Raw genomic sequence first — 24,594 nt, 5'->3', positions numbered from 1 at the left:
GAGGCGTCCCGCGTCCAGCCCAAATTCAGGGACAGATGAAGCGAACAGCCTTGCTAAAGCGGCGATATGATCCAGGAGCGTCGTTATAGGACATCACTCAACCGACGCCTTGCCAATTTGGGCCTTGTCCAGTCGGAGGGACAGGTCCACGCCACTGCAGCCGAACCAAGAAAAAGGCCCGGCCGCTTTCGCGACCAGGCCCTTGTCCTTTGCAACTCCTGACAGAGATCAGGAGCTGTAATACATGTCGAATTCGACCGGCGAGGGAGCCATTTCCCAGCGATACACTTCGGGCCACTTCAGTTCGATATAGGCTTCGATCTGGTCCTTGGTGAACACATCGCCCTTCAGCAGGAAGTCGTAGTCCGCGGCCAGCGAGTCCAGCGCTTCGCGCAGCGACGCGCAGACGGTCGGAACCTGGCTCAGTTCTTCCGGCGGCAGGTCGTACAGGTTCTTGTCCATCGCGGCGCCCGGATGGATCTTATTCTCGATGCCGTCGAGACCCGCCATCAGCAGAGCCGAATAGCAGAGATAGGGGTTCGCCATCGCGTCGGGGAAGCGGAATTCCACGCGCTTCGCCTTGGCGCCCGCGCCGTAAGGAATACGGCAGGAAGCCGAACGGTTACGCGCCGAATAGGCCAGCAGAACCGGGGCTTCGAAGCCCGGCACCAGACGCTTGTAGCTGTTGGTGGTCGGGTTGGTGAAGGCGTTCAGGGCCTTGGCATGCTTGATGACGCCGCCGATGAAGTAGAGGCAAGTGTCCGACAGACCGGCATAGCCTTCGCCCGCGAAGAGCGGCTTGCCGCCTTCCCAGATCGACATGTGGGTGTGCATGCCCGAACCATTGTCCTGCGCGATCGGCTTGGGCATGAAAGTCGCGGTCTTGCCATAGGCCTGGGCGACGTTCCACACGACATACTTATAGATCTGCATGCGGTCGGCTGTCTGGACCAGCGTACCGAAGGTCAGGCCGAGTTCGTGCTGGGCTGCGGCCACTTCATGGTGGTGCTTGTCGCAGGGCAGGCCCATTTCGAGCATGGTCGAAACCATCTCCGCGCGGATGTCGGTGGCCGGATCGACCGGAGCGACCGGGAAATAGCCGCCCTTGGCGCGCGGACGGTGGCCCAGGTTGCCGCCTTCATATTCCTTGCCGGTGTTGGTCGGCAGTTCGATGTCGTCGATCTTGAAATAGCTCTGCGAGTAATCATTCTCGAAGCGCACATCGTCGAACATGAAGAATTCGGCTTCGGGGCCGACATAGACGGTGTCGCCGAAACCGGCCGACTTCACGAACGCCTCGGCGCGCTTGGCGGTCGAGCGCGGGTCGCGGCTGTAGAGTTCGCCCGTGTCCGGCTCCACGATGTCGCAGAACAGGATCAGCATCGGCGTGGCGCTGAACGGATCGACATAGACGGCGTCCAGGTCGGGCTTCAGGATCATGTCCGATTCATTGATCGTCTTCCAGCCTTCGATCGACGAACCGTCGAACATCAGGCCTTGGGTCAGTTCATCTTCGCCCAGCACCGAAGCGACCATGGTCAGGTGCTGCCACTTGCCCTTGGGATCGGTGAAACGGACATCGACCCATTCGATCTCCTTTTCTTCGATCATCTTCAGGATGTCTTTTGGCGTGTTAGCCATGTGAACTTGCCCTTCTTTCAAAAATACCCCCCCGAAGGGGTAGTGGATGTTGCAGTTCGCCGGCCCCTTGCGAAGCCGCCGGGAAACGGAATGTCGAGTTTTTAGATGGCGTCGCTGTCGCGTTCGCCGGTGCGAATGCGAACCGCGCCTTCGATCGAGGTGATGAAGATCTTGCCGTCGCCGATCCGGCCCGTCTGCGCGGCTGCGGAGATCGCTTCCACGACCCGTTCGGCCAGCGAATCATCGACGACAACCTCCAGCTTCACCTTGGGCAGGAAATCGACGACATATTCAGCGCCCCGATAGAGTTCGGTGTGGCCCTTTTGACGGCCGAAACCCTTCGCTTCGGTGACCGTGATGCCGGACACGCCCACTTCGTGCAGCGCTTCCTTCACTTCGTCGAGCTTGAACGGCTTGATGATCGCTTCGATCTTTTTCATCACTCTAATCCCAACCACAGGCGCGCTTGATGACGGGATATCCCGCCGCCCAGTCCTTCATTCCAGCGACGATCATCATGCCCCCCGAGACATGCGCCGTCCCTTGCGACAATCAATTACCGTGCCAATTGGCGAATCGCTACATCCCGCTTTCGGCGATGCGACAATCTTTGTCCATATTGCCTGAATTCAGGGCAAGCTGCTCACATGCTGCCTGTTTTTTGGGCAGCTGCACGTCCGTTCAATAAGGCGGCGCGTCCAGCCCCGCCGGGCTCTTTGTGAAGATCTCGCAGCCGGTTTCGGTGATGCCGATGCTATGTTCGAACTGCGCCGACAGCGTGCGGTCACGGGTGACGGCAGTCCAGCCGTCCTCCATCATCTTCACGCCCGGCTTGCCGATGTTGATCATCGGTTCGATGGTGAAGAACATGCCCGGGCGCAGTTCGGGGCCAGTGCCCGGACGGCCGACATGGACCACCTCGGGGCTGTCATGGAACACGCGGCCGAGCCCATGGCCGCAAAAGTCCCGAACCACCCCATAGCGATACTTTTCCGCATGCTTCTGAATGGCATAGCCTATGTCGCCCAGATGATTGCCGGGCTTGGCCTGCTCGATCCCCAGCATCAGGCATTCGTAAGTCACCTCGACCAGCCGCCGCGCCTTGATGCTCGTTTCGCCGACGATATACATCCGGCTCGTGTCGCCATGCCAGCCATCGACCAGCGGCGTCACGTCGATGTTCAATATGTCGCCATCCTTCAGCTTCTGCTCGCCCGGGATGCCATGGCAGATGACATTGTTGAGCGAGATGCAGCAGCTATGTGTATAGCCGCGATAGCCCAGCGTAGCAGGCACCCCGCCACCGTCCAGCGTCATGCGGCGCACGATATCGTCCAGCTCGCCAGTAGTGACGCCCGGCACGACATGCGGAACCAGCGCGTCCAATATTTCAGCCGCCAGTCGCCCGGCCTTGCGCATGCCGTCGAAACCGGCAGCGTCATAGAGTTTGATCGCCGTCGATCGGGAAATCGGCGCGTCCGCCGTCATCGTCATATATTCGGTCATGCAACTGATTATAGGCGGACGGGCTTAATATTGCGAGGCCCCCGTTCGCACCCGCTAGGCAGCAGCGCATGCACAGGCTATGGCCTGCCTCATGCCAGCACCTGAACGCATCTGGACAGCCGCGCTGATCGTGATCGGAGACGAAATCCTGTCCGGCCGAACCCAGGACAAGAATGTCGCCCAGATTGCCTCCTGGCTCAATGTGCAAGGGATCAGGCTGCGCGAAGTCCGGGTGGTCGCCGATGAAAGCGATGCCATCGTCGAAGCGGTCAACAGCTTACGCACCGGCAACGACTATCTTTTCACCACCGGCGGCATCGGCCCGACGCATGACGACATAACCGTCGATGCCATCGCGCGCGCCTTGGAGGTGGAGGTGGAAATCCATCCCGAAGCCCGCGCGATGCTGTCGGGCTATTATGAAACGCGTGGCGGGTTGACCGAAGCAAGGCTGCGCATGGCCCGCGTCCCGGCAGGGTCCAGCCTGATCGAAAACCGCATGTCAGGCGCGCCGGGCATCCGGCATGGCAATATCTTCATCATGGCCGGCGTGCCGCACATCACCGCTGGCATGCTCGACAGCCTGACCGGCACGTTGGAAGGCGGCCTGCCTGTCCTGTCCGCGCAGATCGGCTGCTGGGTTGCCGAGAGCGAGATCGCCGACCTTCTCGGCGCGACGGAGCGGGCGCATGCACAATGCCAGATCGGCAGCTATCCCTTTTTCCGCGAAGGGAAGACCGGCGCGAATTTCGTGATCCGCTCCACTGACGCAGCCGCTCTCGACCGTTGCGTCGCCGCCCTCAGCGCCGCGCTGGAGCAGGGCGGTTGGCCGGTCGTGGCCGGAGGGATTTAAGCGCTCGCCACGTTCGTCATGCCAGCGAAAGCTGGCATTTATTGAAGCACCGTGCAGCCCTACGAGATCCGAAGCTTTCGCTGGGATGACGATAATCGTTGGTATCAATTCCCCCCATCCAACAATCGCCGCGCAATAACCTGCGCCTGAATTTCCCCCGCACCCTCAAAGATATTCAAAATCCGGGCATCCGCCAGCAAACGGCTAACCTGATATTCCGTGGCAAAGCCGTTCCCGCCATGGATCTGCAAAGCATTGTCCGCCGCCGCCCAGGCGACCCGCGCGCCGATCAGCTTCGCCATGCCCGCTTCAAGGTCACAGCGCTTCCCCTCATCCTTCCGCCGCGCCGCGAAATAGGTGAGCTGCCGTGCGCCCATAATCTCCGCCGCCATCATGGCGAGCTTGTTGGCGACGCGCGGAAAGTCGAAGATCGACCGCCCGAACTGCTTGCGATCCAGCGCATAGGACAGCCCGATGTCCAGCGCCGCCTGCGCCACGCCAATCGCCCGCGCGGCAGTCTGGATGCGCGCACTTTCGAATGTCGCCATCAATTGCTTGAAGCCCTGACCCTCGACCCCGCCGAGCAGGTTCACCGCAGGCACCCGGAAATCGTCAAAGCCGATCTCATATTCCTTCATGCCGCGGTAGCCGATCACCTCGATCTCCCCGCCGCTCATGCCCGGCGTGGGGAAGGGCTCTTCGACGGTCCCGCGCTGCTTGGGCGCGATCAGCATGGAAAGGCCGCTATAATTTTTGGTCTCGCCATCAGTCCGCACCAGCAGCGTCATGACGTCAGCTCGCGCCGCGTGGGTGATCCAGGTCTTGTTCCCATTCACCCGATATTCCCCATCCGCCAAGGTCGCGCGCGTCCGCAGCGATCCCAGGTCGGACCCCGTATCAGGCTCGGTAAAAACGGCCGTTGGCAGGATGGAGGCATTGGCGATCTGCGGCAGCCAGTGGCCCTTCTGCTCATCGGTCCCGCCGGTCAGGATCAGTTCCGCCGCAATCTCCGACCGCGTGGCGAGCGACCCGACGCCGATCCACCCCCGCGACAGTTCTTCGGACACCACGCACATGGCGGTCTTGCCCATGCCAAGGCCGCCAAATTCCTCCGGGATGGTCATGCCGAACACGCCCATCTCGCCCAGTTCCTCGACGAGGGGGAGGGGGATCAGTTCATCCTTCAGATGCCACTCATGCGCGAAAGGCGCGACCTTCTCATTGGAAAAGCCAAAAAATTGCTCGCGCACCATGTTGAACATGTCATCCAGGCCGCAATTTTCCAGCGTCGCATGTCCGCGCTGATGGGCCAGATGACGCGCAATGGCGCTCTTCACCGCCTGAGTACCGCCTTTGCGGACCAGCGTACGGAAGGCAGGGGCGTCCAATGCCGAAAGGTCATCGGTCAGGTCCGTCGCCCGGATGACCTCGCCCTGGTTCATCGGAATGCCGCCCAGCATTTGCGCGCCATATTCAGCGAACAGCAGCTGCGCGAGCAGCGCCTCGATTTCCCCGAACGCGCCCTGCGTGGTCAGATTGGCAGCCCAGCCGGCCACCTCGCGCATCATTTCCGCATAGGAAGCGAACCAGCCAAAGCCGTGCACCACATGCTGCTCCACATCGGCCAGCACACGGTCCACCTTGCCGCTGTCATCAGTGATCCGCGCCTTCACATGCGGCCGGGCTGCGGCGACAAAGGATTGCGCCGCATCCGCCGCGCCTGAAAGCATGGCTGGCAAGTCGGGAAGGATCAGCACCGTCTTGTCCAGTTCCACAGCTACGCTCATTCTTCCCCCGCCTGTTTCTTGTTCGCTGCCGCCATGGCCTTTGCATCCAGCCCGCCGACAAGGTTGCCGGTCATTAACTGGTTATGCGCATGGGCGAGGTGGTGCATGTGAAAAACGCCGTCCATCGCCTGCCGCTTGCCACGCAGATCCTCCACAAAGTTAAACGCCTGCTTGGTAATCGCAAGGCCAAACCGGTCATGCTGGGCGATCTCGGCAGCTATCTTGGCCACTTCCTCCCTCAGCGTCTCGCGCGGGAAGATCTCGTTGACCATGCCGAACTGATAAGCCCGCTGCGCCGGCATGCGCCTTCCGAGTAACAGCAGCTCCCGTGCGACCCGAGGCGGCAATTCGAACGCATGGGCGAAATATTCCACTCCCGGTTGAGCCATGCGCTGCACCGGGTCCTGGAAAAAGGCATCGTCCGACGCGACGATCAGGTCGCACACCCACGCGAGCATCAATCCGCCCGCGATGCAGGCGCCCTGCACCATGGCGATCATCGGCTTGGGGATTTCCTGCCAGCGGCGGCAGAGGCCCAGATAGCCATCCTGCTCCAGCACATATTGCCGCTCTGCACCACCCTTGTTCAGATGATCCCACCACATGCTGGTGCGGATGCGCGGCATGTGGCTGTCCTTCTCAGGCGTGCCGATGTCATGCCCGGCGGAAAAATGCTTGCCTTCACCGCCCAGCACGATGACCTTGACCTCGTCATCCTCGACGGCGCGCTTGAACGCGTCGTCCAACTGGCCCAGCAGCCGGTAATTCTGCGCGTTGCTATATTGCGGGCGATTGAGCATCACCCATGCCACGCCGTCCTTGACGTCATAGGTCACATATTCAGGCTGCGCCTCTTCGCTCATCGAAACTCTCCTCAGCGCGGAGCCATGCGGATGGCCCCGTCGAGCCGCACATCTTCGCCATTCCAATAGTCATTCTCGATCATCGCTACCGCCATCGCGGCAAATTCGGCAGGCTGGCCGAACCGCTTGGGGAAGGGCACCGTTGCTGCGAGCGAGGCGCGCACCGTGTCCGACGCCCGGGCCATCAGCGGCGTGTCGAAAATGCCCGGCAGGATGCAATTGACGCGGATACCGTCATTCATCAGGTCGCGCGCCATTGGCAGCGTCAGGCTGACGACGCCGCCCTTGGACGCGGCATAGGCGGTCTGCCCGATCTGCCCATCCTCGGCCGCCGCGCTGGCGGTATTGATGATGACGCCGCGCGCCCCATCGGCCAGCGGTTCCAGGTCCAGCATGCCCTGCGCCGACTTGGCGCAGCAGCGGAAGGTGCCGATCAGGTTGATCTGGATGATCTTTTCAAAGGAATGGAGGGGGAAGTGCCTGGTCTCGCCGGTGGTCTTGTCGCGGCTTGCGGTCTTGACCGCGTTGCCGGTGCCCGCGCAGTTGACGATGATCCGTTCCTGCCCATGCGCCGCGCGGGCCTTCTCGAAACCCGCATCGACCGACGTCTCGTCCGTCACGTCCACCTTGCAGAAGGCGCCGCCGATCTCCGCCGCGACTTTGTTTCCGGTCTCTTCATTGAAGTCGAACAGGGCGACCTTCACGCCCCTGGCCGCCAGCGCTCGCGCGGTGGCTTCGCCCAGCCCCGATGCGCCGCCTGTCACGACGGCGGCCACGCTTTGATCCAGCTTCATGCTTTTGTCCTCTCCGTTGCAGGCCGCTGCGCGATTGCGCCCTGGTCTGCCAGCGCGTCCAGCGCGGCGTCGTTCAGGCCCAGCCACTCACCCAATATCTCACGGCTATGTTCGCCCACGCGTGGCGGGCAGTAGCGGTAGTCGGCAGGTGTCGCCGACAGCTTGCCCGGATAGGCTACTGTGGGAATCTCGACTCCGTCATCCTCGCGCCGGAAACGGTGGACGGTATCGCGCGCCTCGACAAAGGGGTCTTCGAACACATCCTTGATCGTGTTGACCGGTCCAGCGGGCACGCCCTTGGCAACGAAACGCTCCATCAGCTCGTCCCGCTCGAACGGGCGGACAAGCTCCTGCACCTTCGCCTCGATCGCGTCCCGGTTGATCAGGCGCTGGGCGCTGGTTGCGAAGCGGGGATCGCTGCTCAGTTCCGGATGCCCCATCTCCTCGCACAGCGCGCGGAATTGCCGGTCATTGCCCACCGCGATGATCATTACGCCGTCTGCAACCTCGAACGTCTTGTAGGGCACGACCGTCGGATGCCGGTTGCCCAGCCGCCCAGGCACGACACCGCCCACCAGCCAGTTCATCCCCTGATTGGCCAGCATCGCGATCTGCGTATCCAGCAGCGACACGTCGATCTGCTGCCCTTCGCCCGTCCGCTCGGCATGGCGCAGCGCCATCATGATCGACACCGTCGCGAACATGCCGGTCGAAAGGTCCGCCATGGCGACGCCCGCGCGCAGCGGCCCGCCATCCTCCTGTCCGGTGATGCTCATGAAGCCGCCCATGCCCTGCGCGACAAAGTCATATCCACCCCGGTCCGTATAGGGGCCGGTCTGGCCAAAGCCGGTGATGGAGCAATAGACGAGGCGCGGGTTGATCGCGCTCAGACTGTCATAATCGAGGCCATATTTCTTGAGGCCGCCAACCTTGAAATTCTCGACGACAATATCCGCTTCCGCCGCCAGCTTGCGGATCAGCTCCGCGCCCTCCGGCGTCGCGAGGTTGATCGCAGCCGACCGCTTGTTGCGGTTGCAGGACAGGTAATAGGCGCTGGTGCCGATCTCCGGCTCGCCATCCGCGCCGGTCAGATAAGGCGGTCCCCAGGCGCGCGTATCGTCGCCATGGCCCGGCAGCTCGATCTTGATCACATCGGCGCCGAAGTCCGCCAGGATCTGCGTCGACCATGGTCCGGCGAGGACGCGGGACAGGTCCAGCACCTTGATGCCTTCCAGCGCGCGCGCGTTCATCGGCGCGCTCCCGCCAGCATCCCGCGTTCAGATTTTCGCATCCTCTCCAGTCCCTGCATATTGCTGCACTCTATGCTGCAACAAATAGCGGGACCGGAGCCGTAGCACAAGAATTATTGCACTATAGGATACTTTTCATCTCATTTCTTGGTCGCGCCCGCCAGATAGGCGATCACATTCGCGCGGTCGGCGGGATTGGCGAGCCCGGCGAACACCATCTTGTTGCCCGGCACCTTGGCGGCAGGCTTTGCAAGGAAGGCGTCGAGCGATTTCGCGTCCCAACGGATCTTCGCATTCTTCATCGCCGTCGAATAGGTAAAGCCCGGCGCGGTGCCAGACGTGCGGCCGAACAGCCCCGACAGCGAAGGCCCGATCTTCTTCGGCCCAGCCTCGACCGAATGGCAGATCGCGCAGCGGGCGAACACGCCCTTGCCCTTCACGGCATCGCCGCTCTGGGCGAGCGCGGGGGTCGCGATCAGCAAGGTGGCAGCGAGTGCGGCGGCTCGAACAAGCATCTGTTATCCTTTTCCCTTCATTGCCGGCAAGAACCTGTACCAGCGTGCATAAATAGCCAATAGCAATCCGAGTCTGAACAGCAATTGAAGCCGCTTAAGCCCGTTCGAAGACCGCCGCCAGACCCTGCCCGCCGCCGATGCACATCGTCTCCAGCCCATAGCGCCCCTCGCGCCGCTGCAATTCCCGCAGCAGGTTTGCCAGGATGCGCCCGCCCGTCGCCCCAATCGGATGCCCAAGCGAAATGCCCGAGCCATTCACGTTGAGCTTGTCTCGATCATCCCAGCCCCACCCTTTAAGGCACGCCAGTACCTGCGGCGCGAAAGCCTCATTCAGCTCGACCAGATCCATATCCTTCCAGCCCAGCCCCGTCCGCGCAAACAGCCGCTCGACAGCAGGCACCGGGCCGATCCCCATCCGCGAAGGGTCGCACCCCGCCGCCGCCCAGCTGTGCAGAAAACCCATGGGTTCCAGCCCCAGTTCGCTGAGCTTGTCCTCCGCCACGACCAGGCAAGCCGCCGCCGCATCATTCTGCTGGCTGGCATTGCCCGCAGTCACCACGCCGTCCTTCTCGATCGGCTTCAGCAGCGCGAGTGATTCCGGCGTCGCATCCGCGCGAAACCCCTCATCCTTGGCGAACATCACGGGCTCGCCCTTCCGCTGTGGCACGGGCACCGGCACCAGTTCATCATCGAACTTCCCCGCGTCCCAGGCGGCCGCGGCCCGCTGATGGCTCATCGCCGCATATTCGTCACACGCCTCGCGTGAGATGTCATAGTCCCGCGCCAGATTATTCGCCGTTTCGATCATCCCGCTGATGATCCCGTAGCGAGCAATCGGCTGCGACATGACGCGCCCCCGCGTCAGCCGGTCATGAAATTGCGTCGATCCCGACCGCGCGCCCCAGCGATGGTCGATCGAATAATATTCCACGTTGGACATGCTCTCCACGCCGCCCGCAACGACGATATCGGCAGCGCCCGTTTGAATGCGCATCGCCGCATCAATCACCGCCTGCAATCCGGACCCGCAACGGCGGTCCAACTGCACACCCGGAATGGACTCCGGCAATCCCGCAGCCAGAGCCGACCAGCGCCCGATGCACGGTGCCTCGCCATTGCCATAGCCCTGCGAGAAGACGACATCGTCGATGCGCTCGGGATCGATCTTCGTGCGCTCCACCAGCGCCTTGATGATGATCGCACCCAGATCGCCCGCCGTCATGGACTTCAGGGAACCGCCATATTTGCCGACAGCAGTGCGGATAGGGGCGACGATAGCGGCTCTGCGCATGGGAATTACCTTTGTGCAAATATCAGTTTCTAGTCTCCGTTCGGTTCGAGCAGCATCGAGCTTGTCGAGATGCGTCTCGACAGGCTCGAACCGAACCGATGGAAAGGTTCACGATCGCCTCACCGGGCCTCAGCCTGCCGGATCATCTGCCGTGCGATGATAGTCTGCTGGATCTGGCTGGTGCCCTCATAAATGCGCAGCAGCCGCACATCGCGATAGAAGCGTTCGACCTTATACTCGGCCATATAACCCGCACCGCCATAGATCTGCACCGCCCTGTCGGCGATCCTCCCCACAGCCTCCGACGCGTGATATTTGAGCGCCGCGCACTCCATGCTCACCGGCTCGCCAGCATCGAATTTCGCCGCGACCGACTGCATCAGCGCCTCGGTGGTCAGCATATCGACCTTCATGTCCGCCAGCATCGCCTGCACAAGCTGAAAGTCCGCGATACGCTGCCCGAACTGTTTGCGCTCCATCGCATAGCCCAGCGCCATGTCGATCAGCCGCTGGCACATGCCCAGCGCCACGGCGGCGATGTGGATACGCCCGCGATCCAGCACCTTCATCGCCGTCTTGAAACCGCGCCCCGGCACTCCGCCGATTATGTTCGCGGCAGGCACCACTACGTCCTCCAGGATCACATCAGTCGTGACGGCACCCTTTTGCCCCATCTTCTTGTCCGGCTTGCCCAGCGTAATGCCCGGCGTGTCGGCAGGCAGGATGAAGGCGGAAATGCCGCCCGCGCCCTTGATGTCCGGCTCGGTCCGCGCCATCAGCGTGAAGACGCTCGCGCGCGGTGCATTGGTGATGTAGCGCTTCGTCCCGCTGATGCGGTAGGTGTCGCCTTCCTTCACCGCCACCGTCCGCAACGAAGCCGCATCCGACCCGGCCTCAGGCTCGGTCAGCCCAAAGCTCGCAATCGCCTCGCCCGTCGCAAATTTAGGTAGCCACTCCCGCTTCTGCGCCTCGGTTCCGTCCATGACGATGCCCTGGCTACCGATCCCAACGGTCGTGCCGATGACCGACCGGAACACGACGGAAGCCCGTGTGATCTCGCGGATGATCGCCGCTTCCTCGGCCATGGTGCAGCCAAGGCCGCCATATTCTTCCGGCACGGAAATGCCGAACAGGCCCATTTCACGCATCTGCTGGATGATGCGCTCGGGCACGGCATCCGCTTCCTCCACCTCGTCCTCGGCGGGGATCAGCTTTTCCGCCACGAAGCGCTGCACGGTAGTGCGGAACATGTCGAACGTCTCGGCGTCCATTTATGAAATCTCCTCTCCGGAATTCGTGCAGGTCAGCTCAGCTTCACCATGGTGCGGCCGATATTGGCCCCGCTGAACAGGCCCCAAAAGGCGTCCAGCGCCTTGTCGATGCCTTCATAAATCGTCTCGGCCGACGCCATCTGCCCGGCCGCGCTCCAGGCGGTCATCTGCTCGACCATCTCCGCCTCCAGATCCATATGGTCGAGCGCGATATAGCCCTCCATGCGGATGCGCTTGGTCATGATCATGGTCAGGTTCCGGGGCACGCTCGGCGCATCGGTCACATTATATTGGGAGATCATCCCGCACACCGCGAAGCGTGCGAAATTGTTCGCCAGCGACAGCGCCGCCTGCAGATGATCCCCGCCCACATTCTCGAAATAAACGTCGATACCGCTCGCGCCGATCGCCTTCACCTCGCGCGCCAGCGCCTTGGTCAGGCTGGGCTCGGCCTTGTAATCGATCGCCGCATCGACCTTCAGCACCTCGCGCAGGAACGCCACCTTGTCCGGCCCGCCCGCAGAGCCGATGACCGGGCACCCCATATTGCGCGCAATCTGGCAGGCGATCGATCCCACGGCTCCGGAAGCCGCGGACACGAACACCACGTCGCCCGCCTTCAGCTGCGCGATCCGCAGCAGCCCGGCATAGGCGGTCAGCCCCGGCATCCCCGCAAAACAGAGCCATGCCTGAGACGGCAGGGCATGCTTGTCCCGCTTCTGCAAGGCGCTTGCCGGTGCGTTGAAAGCCTCCCGCCAGCCCAGCCGGGAAAAGACAAGGTCGCCCGGCGCAAAGTCCGGATCATGCGACGCGATCACCTCGCCGATCGCCGGTCCTTCCATCGCGGCGTCGAGCGCGAAAGGCGGCACATAGCTTTTCGCATCGTCCATCCGGCCTCGCATGGCCGGATCGACCGCCATCCACAGGTTGCGCACCTGCACCTCGCCTTCGGCAGGCGGCGGCACGTCCCTGCTGGCGCAGGTGAAATCCTCGGCGACGGGTTTGCCGACCGGGCGGCGCTTCAACTGTATTTCACGCGATTGCATGGCCGCCTCTTTCAATAGCCGTTCAGACGCGCCCAGCGTTCGCGATGCCATGCGGTCGATCCATAGCATTGCTCCGCCACCCGGGCGCGCTTCAGATAAAGCCCCGCATCATGCTCATGCGTCATGCCGATGCCGCCATGCAGCTGCACCATCTGCGAGGAGATTTGATGCACCGTCTCGCCCGCAATCGCCTTGGCAAGAGACGCCAGGCCGGGCAGGGCGGGGCTGTCCTCGTCGATCGCCGTCAGCGCTTCTTCCACGGCTGACCGGGCCAATTGCAACTCGCCGAACAGCTCCGCCGCACGATGCTGCAATGCCTGGAAGGACCCGATGACCGCGCCGAACTGCACGCGGGTCTTCAGATAATCCAATGTCGTCTCAAACGCCTGCGTTGCGCTGCCCAGCATTTCGGCGGCAATCCCAACCGCAGCCCGATCTCGAATGGCGTCGAGCAACTCCGCCCCCTTGTCGACTTGGCCCAGCACCGCCTCCGGTTCCACCGCAACATCGGCAAAACTCCAGGCCGCAGGCACTCGCGCATCGACCTGATCGAGCGGTTCCCGCGTCAGCCCCGGCGCATCGGCTTCGACAAGGAACAGCGTGACGCCATCGCCGGTGCGCGCCGCGACGATGGCGAACTGCGCCACCATTCCGTCCTGCACCGGCCGTTTGACCCCATTCAGCTTCCAGCCTGAACCGGAAGCCTCCGCCGTCAGCCTGATCTTCTCCGGCGCATGATGTGCGCCTTCGTCCATCGCCAGCGTCCCGATCACCGATCCATCCGCTATTCCCGGCAACCAGCGCGCCTTCTGCTCATCCGTGCCGCCCAACCGCAGCGCCGACGCCGCGACCAGCCCGGAACTCAGCAGCGGAGACGCCGCCAGGGTCCGCCCCAGCTCCTCCAGCACCAGCCCCATGCTGCGATAGCCAAAGTCCGATCCGCCCTGCTTCTCCGGCACGACAATGCCGCACCAGCCCATCTGCGCCATTTCCGCCCAGGCTGCGGCATCATGTCCGATTGAGCCTTCCACGCCGCCACCGCCATGGCCGTAGAGCGAACGCAGCGCCGTTACCGGCACGCGGTCGCGCACCCATTCCGACGCCATGTCCTTCAGCATCTGCTGTTCTTCGTTCAGCATCCTCCCGATCCCATTCCCGTCCGCGTTCAGGCCGGAAGGCCCAATGTTCTTTTCGCGGTGATATTATTCTGCACTTCGTAGCTGCCGCCGTAGATGGAAAAGGCTTTGCTATGCAGCAGCGCGCGCGTTGCCTCCCGCTCTGCCTCACCATAGGCGGAGCCCGCCCAGCCCAGGCCGTTCGCTCCCATCAATTCGGTCAGCAGTTCCGCCCGTTCCTGGATGATGCCGGACCACAAATTCTTGAGCGCGGACACGCCGCTGCTGATGCCTCCGCCGGCCTTGGCTTCCTCGGCAAAGCGGCGGACGGTCGCCATATAGGCTTCGTGCCGCATGGCGTTGCGCACCATGCGCGCGCGCAGGTCGGGGCAATCCACCCGGCCCAGCACGTCCGTGCCCAGATATTGATGCGCCAGCGGGGCGAGCGGCGTGATTTCCGCCTTCACCTCCGACAGGCTGTTGCGCTCGAACTGCAGCAGCCGTTTGGCGATGGTCCAGCCCTGGTTCACCTCTCCGACCAGATTGCCCTTGGGCACCTTCACATCGTTGAAGAAGACTTCGCAGAAGTGGGTCGATCCGCTGATCAGCACGATTGGCCGCGCCTCGATCCCTTCGGATTTCATGTCGATCAGCAGGAAACTGATGCCGCCCTGCTTCTTGCTCGTATCGGTCCGCACCAGCGCGAAGCACCAGTCGGCCTGATCCGCGCCGGACGTCCATATCTTCTGCCCGCTGACCAGCCAATGGTCACCCATGTCGTTGCATTTGGTCTGCAGCGACGCCAGGTCCGATCCCGCGCCGGGCTCGGAAAAACCCTGGCACCAGCGCCGCTCATGGCTGGCAATCCAGGGCAAATGCGCCAGCTTCTGCTCCTCATTGCCGAATTCCAGCAGGGTAGGGCCCAGCATCATCGTGCCATAGCTGCGGATCGGGTTAAAACCGCCGATCGCCGTCAGTTCCTCGCCGATGATCTTGCCATGGGCCGCCGTGAGGCCCGCGCCGCCATAGCGTGGCTCCCAATTGGGCACGCCCCATCCCTTGTCCGCCATGCGCTGGCGCCACAGTTGATAATCCGCATTGGACTCCGCCGCATGCCGATCGCCCTGGAACAGAAGGCCGGGCACGCCGGTCATCGAAGGCGGGAAATTCGCCTTCAGCCAGGCCCGGACTTCCGCCCGGAACGCCTGGGCTTCATCTGCCATGAGGTCGGCCATCAGCCTTTTGTCCCTGTGCTGCTCATGGACTGATCCTTATGCCAATTCTGCACTCATGGCTAGGATTAAATTGCACGGGCGGACAAAAATCACCCGGTTGGCAGCGCTCATAAACTATACCATAATGCAGAATTTATAAGAGCGCACGCCTCCCGAGTCGCGTTTAATTGGAGAGTTCATTCATGGAAACGCTGGCAACCCGCCCGATTCCGGCCCATGTCCCGCCCGAAATGGTCGGCGATTTCAGCCTTTTCTCCTCCCCCGGCATGCAACCAACGCCCAATGGCGATCCCCAGGCGGCATCCGCTGTCGTCCATCAAGGTCCGCGCATCTTCTACTCGCCCGTAAACACCCGCGACGGCCGCGGCACCTGGGTCGTGACCCGCGCACAGGACCAGCGCCGCGTTCTGCAGGACCCCGAAACCTTCTCCAGCCACCGCAGCATCTTCGCCTCTGCCCTTGGCGAAAGCTGGCCGATGATCCCGCTGGAACTGGACCCGCCAGACCATGGCAAGTTCCGCTCCCTCCTGAACCCGCTACTCTCCCCCCGCCGCGTCATGGCGTTGGAAACCGCCGTTCGCGAACGCGCCGTATCGCTAATCGACGGCATCGCCGCATCGGGCACCAGCTGCGATGTCATGCAAGACTTCGCCTTTCCCTTCGCGGTCAATATCTTCCTGCGCTTCCTCGGCCTGTCCGACGATCGCCTGCAGGAGTTTGTCCGCTGGGCCAACGATCTGCTCCACGGAGATAACGTCCAGCGCCCCGCCGCTGCCCGAACCATCATCGCCTTCATCGACGACCTCGCTGCCGAACGGCGCAAGCGGCCGGTCGATGACTTCGTCTCCTTCCTCGTCCAGGCGAAGATCGACGACCGTCCGCTGACCGATGCAGAGATACGCGGCACAGGCGTCCTTCTGTTCGTCGCCGGGCTTGACACCGTGGCCGCCGCGATCGGCTTCGACCTCAACTATCTCGCCCGTCACCCCAGCGACCAACAATGGCTCCGAGACGACCCCTCCCGCATCGTTCTCGCCGCCGAAGAATTGCTCCGCGCCTATCCCACGGTCCAGATGATCCGGGTCGCCACGAAGGACATAGATTTCGAAGGCGCTCCGATCCGCAAAGGCGATTATGTGTCCTGCGCCACCATGATCGCCAACCGCGACCCCAATGAGTTCCCCGAGCCCGAAAAGATTGATTTGACCCGCGAGGACAATCGCCACACCGCCTTCGCCTATGGCCCGCATCGCTGCCTCGGCTCGCATCTTGCGCGCCGCGAGATCGTTGTAGGGCTGGAGGAATGGCTGAAGCGCATCCCGACCTTCCGCATCAAGGAAGGGACCGCGCCGATCACCTATGGCGGCCATGTCTTCGGCATCGAGAAACTGATCCTCGACTGGTCCTGAGGAGAGAGTGTCATGAAAATCATCGTGCATAACGACAAGTGCCAAGGGCACGCCCGCTGCTGGGCGATGGCGCCCAACATCTTCCAGCTGGACGACGAAGGTTATATCAAACCTGGCGACATCGAAGTAGCCGAAACGGATGAAAAGCTCGCCTGGAAGGGCGCCAAGTCCTGCCCCGAACGCGCGCTCGAAATTGGCAAATGAGGGTCCTAGCCATCGCGGCGGCACTGACCGCAAGTCAAGCCGAAGCTCAGACGCGTCCGGATCAAGCCGCTTTCCGTGAAATCTTCCGCGAACTGGTGGAAATCGACACCAGCTCGCCCAACGGCAATTGCACCACCGCGGCGGAAAGGATGCTCGCCCGTCTCCGATCGGCAGGGTTCGGCGAGGCGCAGGCTGAAGTCTTCGTTCCTCCAAGCCGTCCTCGCGACGGGGGCCTCATCGCCCGCATCGACGGCAGCGATCCCAAGGCCCGGCCAATGCTGCTCGTCGATCATATCGACGTGGTCGCCGCCAAGCGCGAAGACTGGCCGCGCGATCCGTTCATCCTCGGGGAGGAGGGGGGCTATTTCATCGGTCGCGGGGTCATCGACGACAAAGCGCTGTCCGCGATCTGGATCGACAGCCTCGTCCGCATGAAGCTCGAAGGCTTCCAGCCGCGCCGCACCATCAAGGTCGCGCTGACCTGCGGCGAGGAAAGCGGGGAGGCGGTGAACGGCGTCGATTGGCTGCTCAAATATCGCCGTGAGGCGGTGGACGCAGGCTTCGCCCTCAACGAAGGTGGCCATGGCATGACGGATGGGCAGGGGAAACCCATTGCGCTCTATCTCGCCGTCGGGGAAAAACATTCGCAGAGCTTCACCATTGAGGCCCGCAACTCCGGTGGCCACAGCAGCCGCCCTCGTCCCGACAACGCCATCTATGATCTGGCTGACGCCCTGACGGCGATCCGAAGCCTCAGCTTTCCGATCCGGCTAAACGCAACCAATAGTGGCTATTTCACGCGCATGGCGTCGATCATCGGCGGTGACATGGGGGCGGCGATGGCGTCGTTTAGCGCGGGCTCGACCGACCCCGCTGTCATCGCCAAGGTGACCAGCGACATCACCTACAATGCGATGCTGCGCACCACCTGTGTTCCCACCATGGTAGAGGCCGGCCACGCCATCAATGCCCTCCCGCAGCGCGCTCGCGCGACTATCCAGTGCCGGCTTCTCCCCGCCGACAAGGTGCAAGATGTAGAAGCGCAACTCCGCGCTGCCATCAAACCCGCCATCAACCTGACCCGCGACGACAATAAGGGCGATGCTATAGCCGTCCCCCCACCGCTTGATCCCGCCATTCTCGGCCCGGCGGAGGATGTCGCGCGTGCTAAATTCCCCGGTATCCCTGTCATTCCGACGCTGCTGACTGCAGGCACGGACGGCCGTTATCTCAGCGCAGCGGGCATCGCGACTTATGGCGTACCTGGCATTTTTCTAGATCCCGACGGCAACGGCGCCCACGGCGTTAACGAACGGGTGCGAGTGCGGAGTGTCTATGAAGGGCGCGACTATCTCTACGCCCTGATCAAGCGATATGCAGGCGGGCGATGATGTGGCCGTTCAGGTCCTGATCCAGACGCCCTTCGTCTGCAGATAGGCGTCGATATGCTCTGATCCGCCTTCGCGCCCGAAGCCGCTCATCTTGTAGCCGCCAAAGGGAACGGAGGGGTCCATCGCGAAATAGTGATTGACCCAGATGGACCCGGCGCGGATCCGTTTTACCGCTGTCATCGCCTTGTTGATGTCGCGCGTCCACACGCCCCCGGCTAGCCCGAAACGCGTTGCATTGGCGCGGCCGATAACTTCGTCGAAATCATCAAAGGGCATGACGCAGGAAACCGGCCCGAAAATCTCCTCCCGCGCGATGCGCATCTCGTCCTTCACGTCCGCGAAGATGGTCGGTGCGACCCAATGACCCTTATCGAAATCGCCGCCAGTGACCCGCCGGCCGCCCGTCACCAGTCGAGCGCCTTCCTCCGGGCCAAGGTCGAGATAGGAGGAAACGCGCGCATATTGCTTTGCCGAAACCAGCGGCCCGATTTGCGTGTCCGGATCGAGGCTTGGGCCGACCTTCAGACCCTTTGCAAAAGTCGCGATCCGTTCGACCATTTCTTCATAGACTGGCCGTTCGACGAACAGCCGCGTGCCAGCAGCGCAGACTTGCCCTGAATTGTTGAACACACCCATCGCTGCTGCTGGAGTGGCGAGGTCCAGATCCGCGTCGGCGAAGATGATGTTCGGCGACTTGCCTCCCAGCTCCATCGTCACTTTCTTCACGGTGCCTGCGGATGCCGCTATGATCCGCTGACCCGTCTCGCAGGACCCTGTAAAGGCGATCTTGTCCACGTCCGGATGCGCCGACAGCGCTCGGCCTGTATCCCCCGCGCCGGTAACGATGTTGACCACCCCCGGTGGCACGCCCGCTTCCAGGCAAAGCTCTCCAAAGCGCAGCGGGCTGAGCGAGGCATCCTCTGCAGGCTTCAATACCACGGTGCAGCCAGTCGCCAGCACAGGTCCGACTTTCCAGGCAGCACTAAACAGCGGCCCGTTCCACGGAATGATTGCGCCTACGACCCCCACGGGTTCACGCAGGGTGAAGGACAGGAGGTCGACGGGAAAGCTGTTCGACAACGTCTCGCCATGGATCGCCGTCGCGGCTCCCGCAAAATGCCGGAGAGACCGCTGCAGCATGCCCCTTAGTCCGCGTGCCGCTGTGATTGGCCGTCCCATCTCGATAGAATCGAGCAGCGCGAGGTCTTCAAATTCCGCATCCACCAGGTCGGCCAGCTTCAGCAGCACCGCCTGTCGGTCGGCGGGCTTGAAGCGGCTCCAAGACCCTTCGAAGGCAGCCCGCGCGGCACGGACCGCGCGGTCCACATCCTCCCCTCCCGCCAGAGACAGTTCGGCCACAAGTTCCCCCGTCGATGGACTGAAGCTCTGGAATGTCTCGCCTGACAGCGCCTCGACATGCTTGCCGTCAATCAGCAGCTGCTTGCGCTTGCCATCTATAAAGGAAGGGCGACGGGTCTCGATCATGAGGTTATCCTTTTACGCAACAGCGCCATGGGCGCGCCGCATCGACGCGCGGCCAAAGGCAAAGAGAAGCGCTGCGGGCAGCAGCACGCAAAAAATGCTGATGACGAGCGACAAGCCGACCTTCATCTCATCGCCCAGCACCTTGTCAGTGACCAGCCCGATGAAGGCAGGCCCACCTGCCATGGCGATCAGTCCGGACGCCAGCACATAGAGGGCCGACACTCGCCCGCGCAGATATTGCGGCGTGACTACCTGAACCGTCGCAGGCCCCATGCTGGACGTTGATAATATCAGCGCCATAAAGGCCCAGTAGCATCCCACGGTCGCCCATGGGCTACTCACGAGAAAGGCGGCGATACCAAAAGGCGCGGCGCACAGCACCGTCAACAGGCACCAGAACAGATGTGCGTCTAATCGGCCACTGCGGTAGAGCCGATCGACGATCCAGCCATGAAGCGGAATACAGGCTGCTGCTGCGATCTGTGCGATGCCGATGACGGGCCCGATCCGGCCCGGTTGCCAGCCATGAACGCGCGCCAGATAGACCGGCGTCCAGAGCTGAAAGCCGATAGTCGCGGCGTAAGCCAGGCCAAAGCCGACAAAGGTCGCCAAGTATAGCGGCTTATATACCTTCATGAACGCCCAAGCTTCCCCATAGCCCGCGCCCGCACTGGCCGACGCACTCTTGCGTCGTGGCGGCTCGCGAAAGACGAAAACGAGCAAGGCGAGCAGCAGGCCCGGGGCGCCCGTCATGATGAAAACCTGCTGCCAAGGCTGCAGCAGCCCGAACACTGGCCAGACTGCGGGTCCCGCCTTCATCGCGGCGGCGACGATGGGGCCGCCGAACAAGAAGACGATGCCTGCGCCCATTACCCCGCCCATGATGAAAACGGACATAGCGAGCGAAACTTTGTGCGGCGGGAAGCTGTCGCCGACCACCGAATAGCTGCCAGTGCCAAAGCCGGACTCCCCCGCGCCCACCCCTGCGCGTGCCGCCGCCAGGGCGGCGAAGCTACCCGCAAGGCCACAGCAGGCCGCAGCGATGCTCCACACAGTAATCGACAGATAAAGTACGACTCGGCGGCTGAAACGGTCGAGCGCCATACCCAAGGGGATAGCGCACAGGCAAAATAGGATAGCAAATGCCGGTCCTTGCAAGAGGCTGATTTGCAAGTCGGAAAGCCCCAGATCTGCTTTGATGGGCCCCACCATAAGAGCCATGATGTTTCGATCGGTTAATGATAAAATATAAAGCAGGAACAGGATCGCGACCGTCAACCAGCCCATGAGTGGCGAGGGGTAGGAAGCCTGATCAGAGGGAGGAGAGGGGATGTCGCTCAAGGCCTCTGCAGGTTCGTTCGCCACCGCCGGCGGTGAGATTATCGCCGAGGTCATGACCGTCCACGCTGATCGAAACAGTCGGTTGCTGATTGGCTATCGGGCGACAATTTCACTCTCCATTTTCACGGCAGTGGCGCTTTGCGCAAACCTGGCCAACGCCGGGCATATGCCGATATTAGGGTCAGTAACGCACATTTCTGCACCATAGGTCAATATATGTTCCGCTGGGAAGTCAAGCTGGCGGGGTGGAGGAAGTTTGGTTGAACATTTCCCCACAGTGCAAAATTTGTTGACATGCATCGCCGCTGCGGTATCTATAAAAATGCACACCGGGATAATAATGATCAGAGCAGAGGACTCGGCCGGATCAGATTGTGCAGGGAGAGGAAAGAGAGAGATGAAGAACCAGTTGTTCGCATCGACGCTGGCGCTTGGTGTCAGCATGTTCGCACTGGCCGTACCCGCCATGGCGCAAGACCCGGCGACGGCCCCCGCAGCTCAGCAGGAGGCGCCCGAGCAGCAGGCTGCTCCGGTCAACGTTTCGGACATTGTCGTGACGGGATCGCGCATTGTCCGCGATGGATATACTGCGCCGACGCCGGTGACTGTCGCCACGACCGAGGAGCTCGCCAGGACTACGCCCTCGAGCATACCAGACGCCCTTAACAAGCTGCCGCAGTTCAATAACTCGCTCAGCCCGTCCAAGTCGGCGCTCAACTTTTCCAACGCGCCGATCCACGGCAACGTCCTGAACCTGCGTGGCCTCGGCACGCCGAGCGCCAATCCAAAAGGGCCGCTTCGCACGTTGATCCTGTTCGACGGTATGCGCGTGTCGCCGACTGAATATGTCGGCACGATCGACACCAATGTTCTTCCGCAGTTGCTGATGCAGCGCGTCGATGTGGTCACAGGTGGCGCATCCGCTCAATGGGGCTCGGATGCGGTCGCAGGCGTGGTCAACTTCATCCTCGACAAGAAGTTCACCGGTATCAAGGGTGTCGCGCAGGCCGGTATTTCTGCGCGCGGGGACAATGGCAATCAGCGCCTTGGCCTCGCTTATGGACGCGACTTTGCGGGTGACCGGGGGCATATCATTGTCAGCGGCGAATATTCGAACAGCGATGGGATGCTGCGGTCTCAGCGCGACTTTGCCAATGTCGGTTATAACTTTGTTGGCAGCGTGGTGGGCTGCACGCCCCCCGCGGGTCAGCCCACGACACTTTGTTCGCCCGGCGGCCCGCTCAATCCCTATACAATCGGAACCGATATACGCATTTCCGCGCTGGCTCCCAGCGGCAGGATTACCGCATCGAGCGTTACCGGCAATCCTTTCGTAGGTCAGGTGATCAATCCAGATGGAACGACGCGGCCGTTCAATACGGGCACGCCTGTAGGTACGACCGGATTTCAATCAGGCGGAGACGGCTACAAAATTCCCACGACGGGGAATGCCATCGCGCCGCTGGAAACCTACACCTTCTTTGGCCGTCTGAGCTACGATCTTACAGACGATATCAGCGCCTTCGTACAGGGTAGTTGGTCCCGCACCAATTTGATCTACTCCACGCAGGTAAACGCGCTGGTGCCTCCATCCCAGGCGGTCAGCATCTTCAAGGGTAATCCTTACCTCACTCCAGCGCTGGACGCTTCGCTACCGACCGCGAACGACTATATCACGATCGGCAAATATGATGCGGGTCAGCCAGCGCCGATCGCAAAGGAGCGGACCGACTATTGGATGGTCAATGCGGGCCTGAACGGCAAGCTTGCGGGTCTCAACTGGACCGTGACTTATAGCCACGGCGACTCGGTCCATACGCTCGCCAACTCGGGATTGTACGAGAATCAGAAGCTCTACGCGGCCGCTGATGCCGTGATTAATCCCGCCAATGGTCAGATCACTTGCCGCGTCTTGCTGGATCCGACGCTCGCAAGTCGGTTTGCGGGTTGCCAGCCGATCGATCTGCTTCACGGCGATCCTTCAGCTTCCACCCCGGCGGGCTACGCTTATGCCACCGGAACATCCCGTTATCGGGCGACGATTAGGCAGGATGGCATAGCAGCCAACCTCAGCGGCAGCCTGTTTGACTTGCCCGCCGGCCCGATCGACTTCGCCGTGGGCGTGGAATATCGCAAGCAGAAACTGCGCTTGACCACCAATGCGGACCCGGCGCTGCTGGATACCGCAGCTGAACGAAGCGCATTCTACGCTGGTCTGCGTGGCGTTCCGGCCGTGAATGGTTTCGCTGGGACAGCGCCGCCGCTCTTCTATTGGCTGACCAATGTGGGGTCGGCAGAGGGCAGCCTTAACGTGAAGGAAGCCTATGCCGAGTTGGCGGTGCCGATCCTCAAGGATACGGCATTCTTCCGCGAGCTCAGCGTCAATGGCGCAGCGCGCATCACTGACTATTCCACATCCGGCACAGTAAAAACATGGAAGGTCGGCGCGACGTGGAAGCCTGTTGATGACCTGCTGCTGCGCGCCACGCTGTCTCGCGACATTCGTGCACCTAACCTGTTCGAACTCTATGCCGGCGCACAGAGCGGCATCGGCATCGTGGATGATCGCCCGACCAGCGGGCTTAACCAAAATGTTCCCACCGTCACCAGCGGCAATCCCAATCTCACACCAGAGAAGGCGAAGACGCTGACAATCGGCGGTGTGTTCACGCCATCCTTCCTGCGCGGCTTCTCCCTGTCGCTCGATTATTATCGTATCAAGGTCACCGATCTCATCGACACCTTGTCCGCACAGCAGATTGTGACGAACTGCACCAACGCTGGCGGATCGGGAGTTCCTGAATGTTCGCTCATTACGCGCGCCACGCCTACCTCCTTGCCGTCGCTGGTCAGCATCGTACCTGCGAACATCGCCTTCCTGAAAACGTCGGGCATCGACATCGACGCCAGCTATCGCACGGCGTTGGGCAATGGCGCGTTGGGCCTGCGGCTATACCTCAACTATTTGCAGAAGTTTGATGCGCAACAATATGCGGCGGCCCCGATCGCCCATTATGCCGGTGTGAACGTAGTGAGCAGCAACCCGGCGGGCTTCCCCCGCTGGCGCGGCAATCTGTCGATTGATTATACCAATGGGCCGTTCGGCGTGACAATTGCCGAGCAATATATTCACAAGATGCGGCTCGACATTCCTGGCGGTCCCCTCCCGATCCAGTTCATCGATGATCATGTGAAGGCCGTCTGGTACACCGACCTCGCAGTACGCTTCACCATTCCGCATGGCGACGGTAACTTCGAGCTGTTCGGCAACGTCAACAACCTGTTCGACAAGAAACCGCCCCTCATTCCGGGCACCGTTCCGGGGGTAAACTTGCCAACGAACATCGCTGTTTACGATTTCATCGGCCGTGCTTTCACCGCGGGGGTCCGCTTCCGCTTCTGATAGCGCGACAGGCGGCCGAAAAGGGGCGGGGGCCTTGCGCCCTCGCCCTTTGTCGTGGCTTAAGTCCCTGATCCGCGTCCATATGTGGCTATCGAGCGGCGGGCTGCGTTGCATCGCTGGGCAGCGGAGCTATGCTGCATTGCATCAATGGCTGGATAGTTCCAGCTGTTGGATGTTGGGCTTTAGCGCCTGTG

General features: G+C 62.0%; 21 protein-coding genes. 6 read left to right on the top strand and 15 right to left on the bottom strand.

Annotated elements, in window-relative coordinates; genetic code table 11:
• Window positions 1-228: 228 nt before the first annotated feature.
• From glnA to map, 3 genes are all read right to left on the bottom strand, one after another.
• The gene (gene glnA, locus ACFO3E_RS18445; protein WP_066523559.1) at window positions 229-1,641 is read right to left on the bottom strand and encodes a type I glutamate--ammonia ligase; all 1,413 of its coding nucleotides are present in this window, start codon (window positions 1,639-1,641) and stop codon (window positions 229-231) included.
• 101 nt (window positions 1,642-1,742) lie between these two features.
• Window positions 1,743-2,081, bottom strand: a complete 339-nt coding sequence (locus ACFO3E_RS18440) for a P-II family nitrogen regulator (RefSeq protein WP_037466688.1) — start codon at window positions 2,079-2,081, stop codon at window positions 1,743-1,745.
• 241 nt (window positions 2,082-2,322) lie between these two features.
• Window positions 2,323-3,147, bottom strand: coding sequence for a type I methionyl aminopeptidase (gene map / locus ACFO3E_RS18435; protein WP_066523561.1), 825 nt, complete (start codon window positions 3,145-3,147; stop codon window positions 2,323-2,325).
• Between the two features lie 91 nt (window positions 3,148-3,238).
• On the opposite strand from map, the gene ACFO3E_RS18430 reads away from it, so the two are divergent.
• Window positions 3,239-4,000, top strand: a complete 762-nt coding sequence (locus ACFO3E_RS18430; protein WP_066528377.1) for a competence/damage-inducible protein A — start codon at window positions 3,239-3,241, stop codon at window positions 3,998-4,000.
• A gap of 104 nt (window positions 4,001-4,104) precedes the next feature.
• On the opposite strand, the gene ACFO3E_RS18425 is transcribed toward ACFO3E_RS18430, so the two are convergent.
• The 10 genes from ACFO3E_RS18425 to ACFO3E_RS18380 all read right to left on the bottom strand — a co-directional run bounded on the left by ACFO3E_RS18425 (window position 4,105) and on the right by ACFO3E_RS18380 (window position 15,167).
• Window positions 4,105-5,787, bottom strand: coding sequence for an acyl-CoA dehydrogenase family protein (locus tag ACFO3E_RS18425; RefSeq protein ID WP_066523569.1), 1,683 nt, complete (start codon window positions 5,785-5,787; stop codon window positions 4,105-4,107).
• Window positions 5,784-6,650: an enoyl-CoA hydratase gene (locus ACFO3E_RS18420; protein WP_066523571.1), complete on the bottom strand. Its 867-nt coding sequence runs from the start codon at window positions 6,648-6,650 to the stop codon at window positions 5,784-5,786. Before ACFO3E_RS18420 ends, ACFO3E_RS18425 begins: the two co-directional genes overlap by 4 nt.
• Before the next feature lie 11 nt (window positions 6,651-6,661).
• On the bottom strand, window positions 6,662-7,444 hold the full coding sequence (locus ACFO3E_RS18415) for an SDR family NAD(P)-dependent oxidoreductase (RefSeq protein ID WP_066523573.1): 783 nt from the start codon (window positions 7,442-7,444) through the stop codon (window positions 6,662-6,664).
• Window positions 7,441-8,694 (bottom strand): CaiB/BaiF CoA transferase family protein, encoded by a 1,254-nt coding sequence (locus tag ACFO3E_RS18410; protein ID WP_066523574.1) that lies wholly within the window; start codon window positions 8,692-8,694, stop codon window positions 7,441-7,443. The genes ACFO3E_RS18415 and ACFO3E_RS18410 overlap by 4 nt, the downstream gene beginning before the upstream one ends.
• Window positions 8,695-8,834: 140 nt before the next feature.
• On the bottom strand, window positions 8,835-9,209 hold the full coding sequence (locus ACFO3E_RS18405) for a c-type cytochrome (RefSeq protein ID WP_066523575.1): 375 nt from the start codon (window positions 9,207-9,209) through the stop codon (window positions 8,835-8,837).
• Between the two features lie 94 nt (window positions 9,210-9,303).
• Entirely contained in the window at window positions 9,304-10,500 is a 1,197-nt protein-coding gene (locus tag ACFO3E_RS18400) for an acetyl-CoA C-acetyltransferase (RefSeq protein ID WP_066523577.1), read from the bottom strand.
• A gap of 119 nt (window positions 10,501-10,619) precedes the next feature.
• The gene (locus ACFO3E_RS18395; RefSeq protein WP_066523580.1) at window positions 10,620-11,771 is read right to left on the bottom strand and encodes an acyl-CoA dehydrogenase family protein; all 1,152 of its coding nucleotides are present in this window, start codon (window positions 11,769-11,771) and stop codon (window positions 10,620-10,622) included.
• A 32-nt stretch (window positions 11,772-11,803) separates the two neighbouring features.
• Entirely contained in the window at window positions 11,804-12,817 is a 1,014-nt protein-coding gene (locus ACFO3E_RS18390) for an NADP-dependent oxidoreductase (RefSeq protein ID WP_066528380.1), read from the bottom strand.
• Between the two features lie 11 nt (window positions 12,818-12,828).
• The gene (locus tag ACFO3E_RS18385; protein WP_066523581.1) at window positions 12,829-13,956 is read right to left on the bottom strand and encodes an acyl-CoA dehydrogenase family protein; all 1,128 of its coding nucleotides are present in this window, start codon (window positions 13,954-13,956) and stop codon (window positions 12,829-12,831) included.
• Window positions 13,957-13,982: 26 nt separating this feature from the next.
• Window positions 13,983-15,167 carry an acyl-CoA dehydrogenase family protein gene (locus ACFO3E_RS18380; RefSeq protein ID WP_066523582.1) on the bottom strand — a complete coding sequence of 395 codons (1,185 nt, stop codon included), beginning with the start codon at window positions 15,165-15,167 and terminating at the stop codon, window positions 13,983-13,985.
• Window positions 15,168-15,349: 182 nt separating this feature from the next.
• Between ACFO3E_RS18380 and ACFO3E_RS18375 the strand changes: the two genes are divergently transcribed.
• From ACFO3E_RS18375 to ACFO3E_RS18365, 3 genes are read left to right on the top strand one after another with little or no spacing between them, the layout of a single operon-like run.
• The gene (locus ACFO3E_RS18375) at window positions 15,350-16,576 is read left to right on the top strand and encodes a cytochrome P450 (RefSeq protein WP_066523583.1); all 1,227 of its coding nucleotides are present in this window, start codon (window positions 15,350-15,352) and stop codon (window positions 16,574-16,576) included.
• A 12-nt stretch (window positions 16,577-16,588) separates the two neighbouring features.
• Window positions 16,589-16,780, top strand: a complete 192-nt coding sequence (locus ACFO3E_RS18370; RefSeq protein WP_066523586.1) for a ferredoxin — start codon at window positions 16,589-16,591, stop codon at window positions 16,778-16,780.
• The gene (locus tag ACFO3E_RS18365) at window positions 16,777-18,171 is read left to right on the top strand and encodes a M20/M25/M40 family metallo-hydrolase (protein WP_066523588.1); all 1,395 of its coding nucleotides are present in this window, start codon (window positions 16,777-16,779) and stop codon (window positions 18,169-18,171) included. The genes ACFO3E_RS18370 and ACFO3E_RS18365 overlap by 4 nt, the downstream gene beginning before the upstream one ends.
• A 9-nt stretch (window positions 18,172-18,180) precedes the next feature.
• On the opposite strand, the gene ACFO3E_RS18360 is transcribed toward ACFO3E_RS18365, so the two are convergent.
• Together ACFO3E_RS18360 and ACFO3E_RS18355 are read right to left on the bottom strand one after the other, a co-directional pair.
• Window positions 18,181-19,656 carry an aldehyde dehydrogenase family protein gene (locus ACFO3E_RS18360; protein WP_066523589.1) on the bottom strand — a complete coding sequence of 492 codons (1,476 nt, stop codon included), beginning with the start codon at window positions 19,654-19,656 and terminating at the stop codon, window positions 18,181-18,183.
• Window positions 19,657-19,668: 12 nt separating this feature from the next.
• Window positions 19,669-20,943 (bottom strand): MFS transporter, encoded by a 1,275-nt coding sequence (locus tag ACFO3E_RS18355; protein ID WP_066523590.1) that lies wholly within the window; start codon window positions 20,941-20,943, stop codon window positions 19,669-19,671.
• Between the two features lie 43 nt (window positions 20,944-20,986).
• Here ACFO3E_RS18355 and ACFO3E_RS18350 point away from each other — a divergent pair, with 43 nt between their 5' ends.
• Together ACFO3E_RS18350 and ACFO3E_RS18345 are read left to right on the top strand one after the other, a co-directional pair.
• Window positions 20,987-21,205 (top strand): hypothetical protein, encoded by a 219-nt coding sequence (locus ACFO3E_RS18350; protein ID WP_156518334.1) that lies wholly within the window; start codon window positions 20,987-20,989, stop codon window positions 21,203-21,205.
• 189 nt (window positions 21,206-21,394) lie between these two features.
• Complete coding sequence (locus ACFO3E_RS18345) at window positions 21,395-24,400, top strand: TonB-dependent receptor domain-containing protein (protein ID WP_066523591.1); 3,006 nt, start codon at window positions 21,395-21,397, stop codon at window positions 24,398-24,400.
• The last annotated feature ends 194 nt before the right edge of the window (window positions 24,401-24,594 follow it).

The sequence above is a fragment of the Sphingobium tyrosinilyticum genome, from assembly GCF_042654265.1.
Classification (GTDB): Bacteria; Pseudomonadota; Alphaproteobacteria; order Sphingomonadales; family Sphingomonadaceae; genus Sphingobium; species Sphingobium tyrosinilyticum.
The sequence above is the reverse complement of the archived record's forward strand: the minus strand, read 5'-3'. Positions and strand labels throughout refer to the sequence as shown.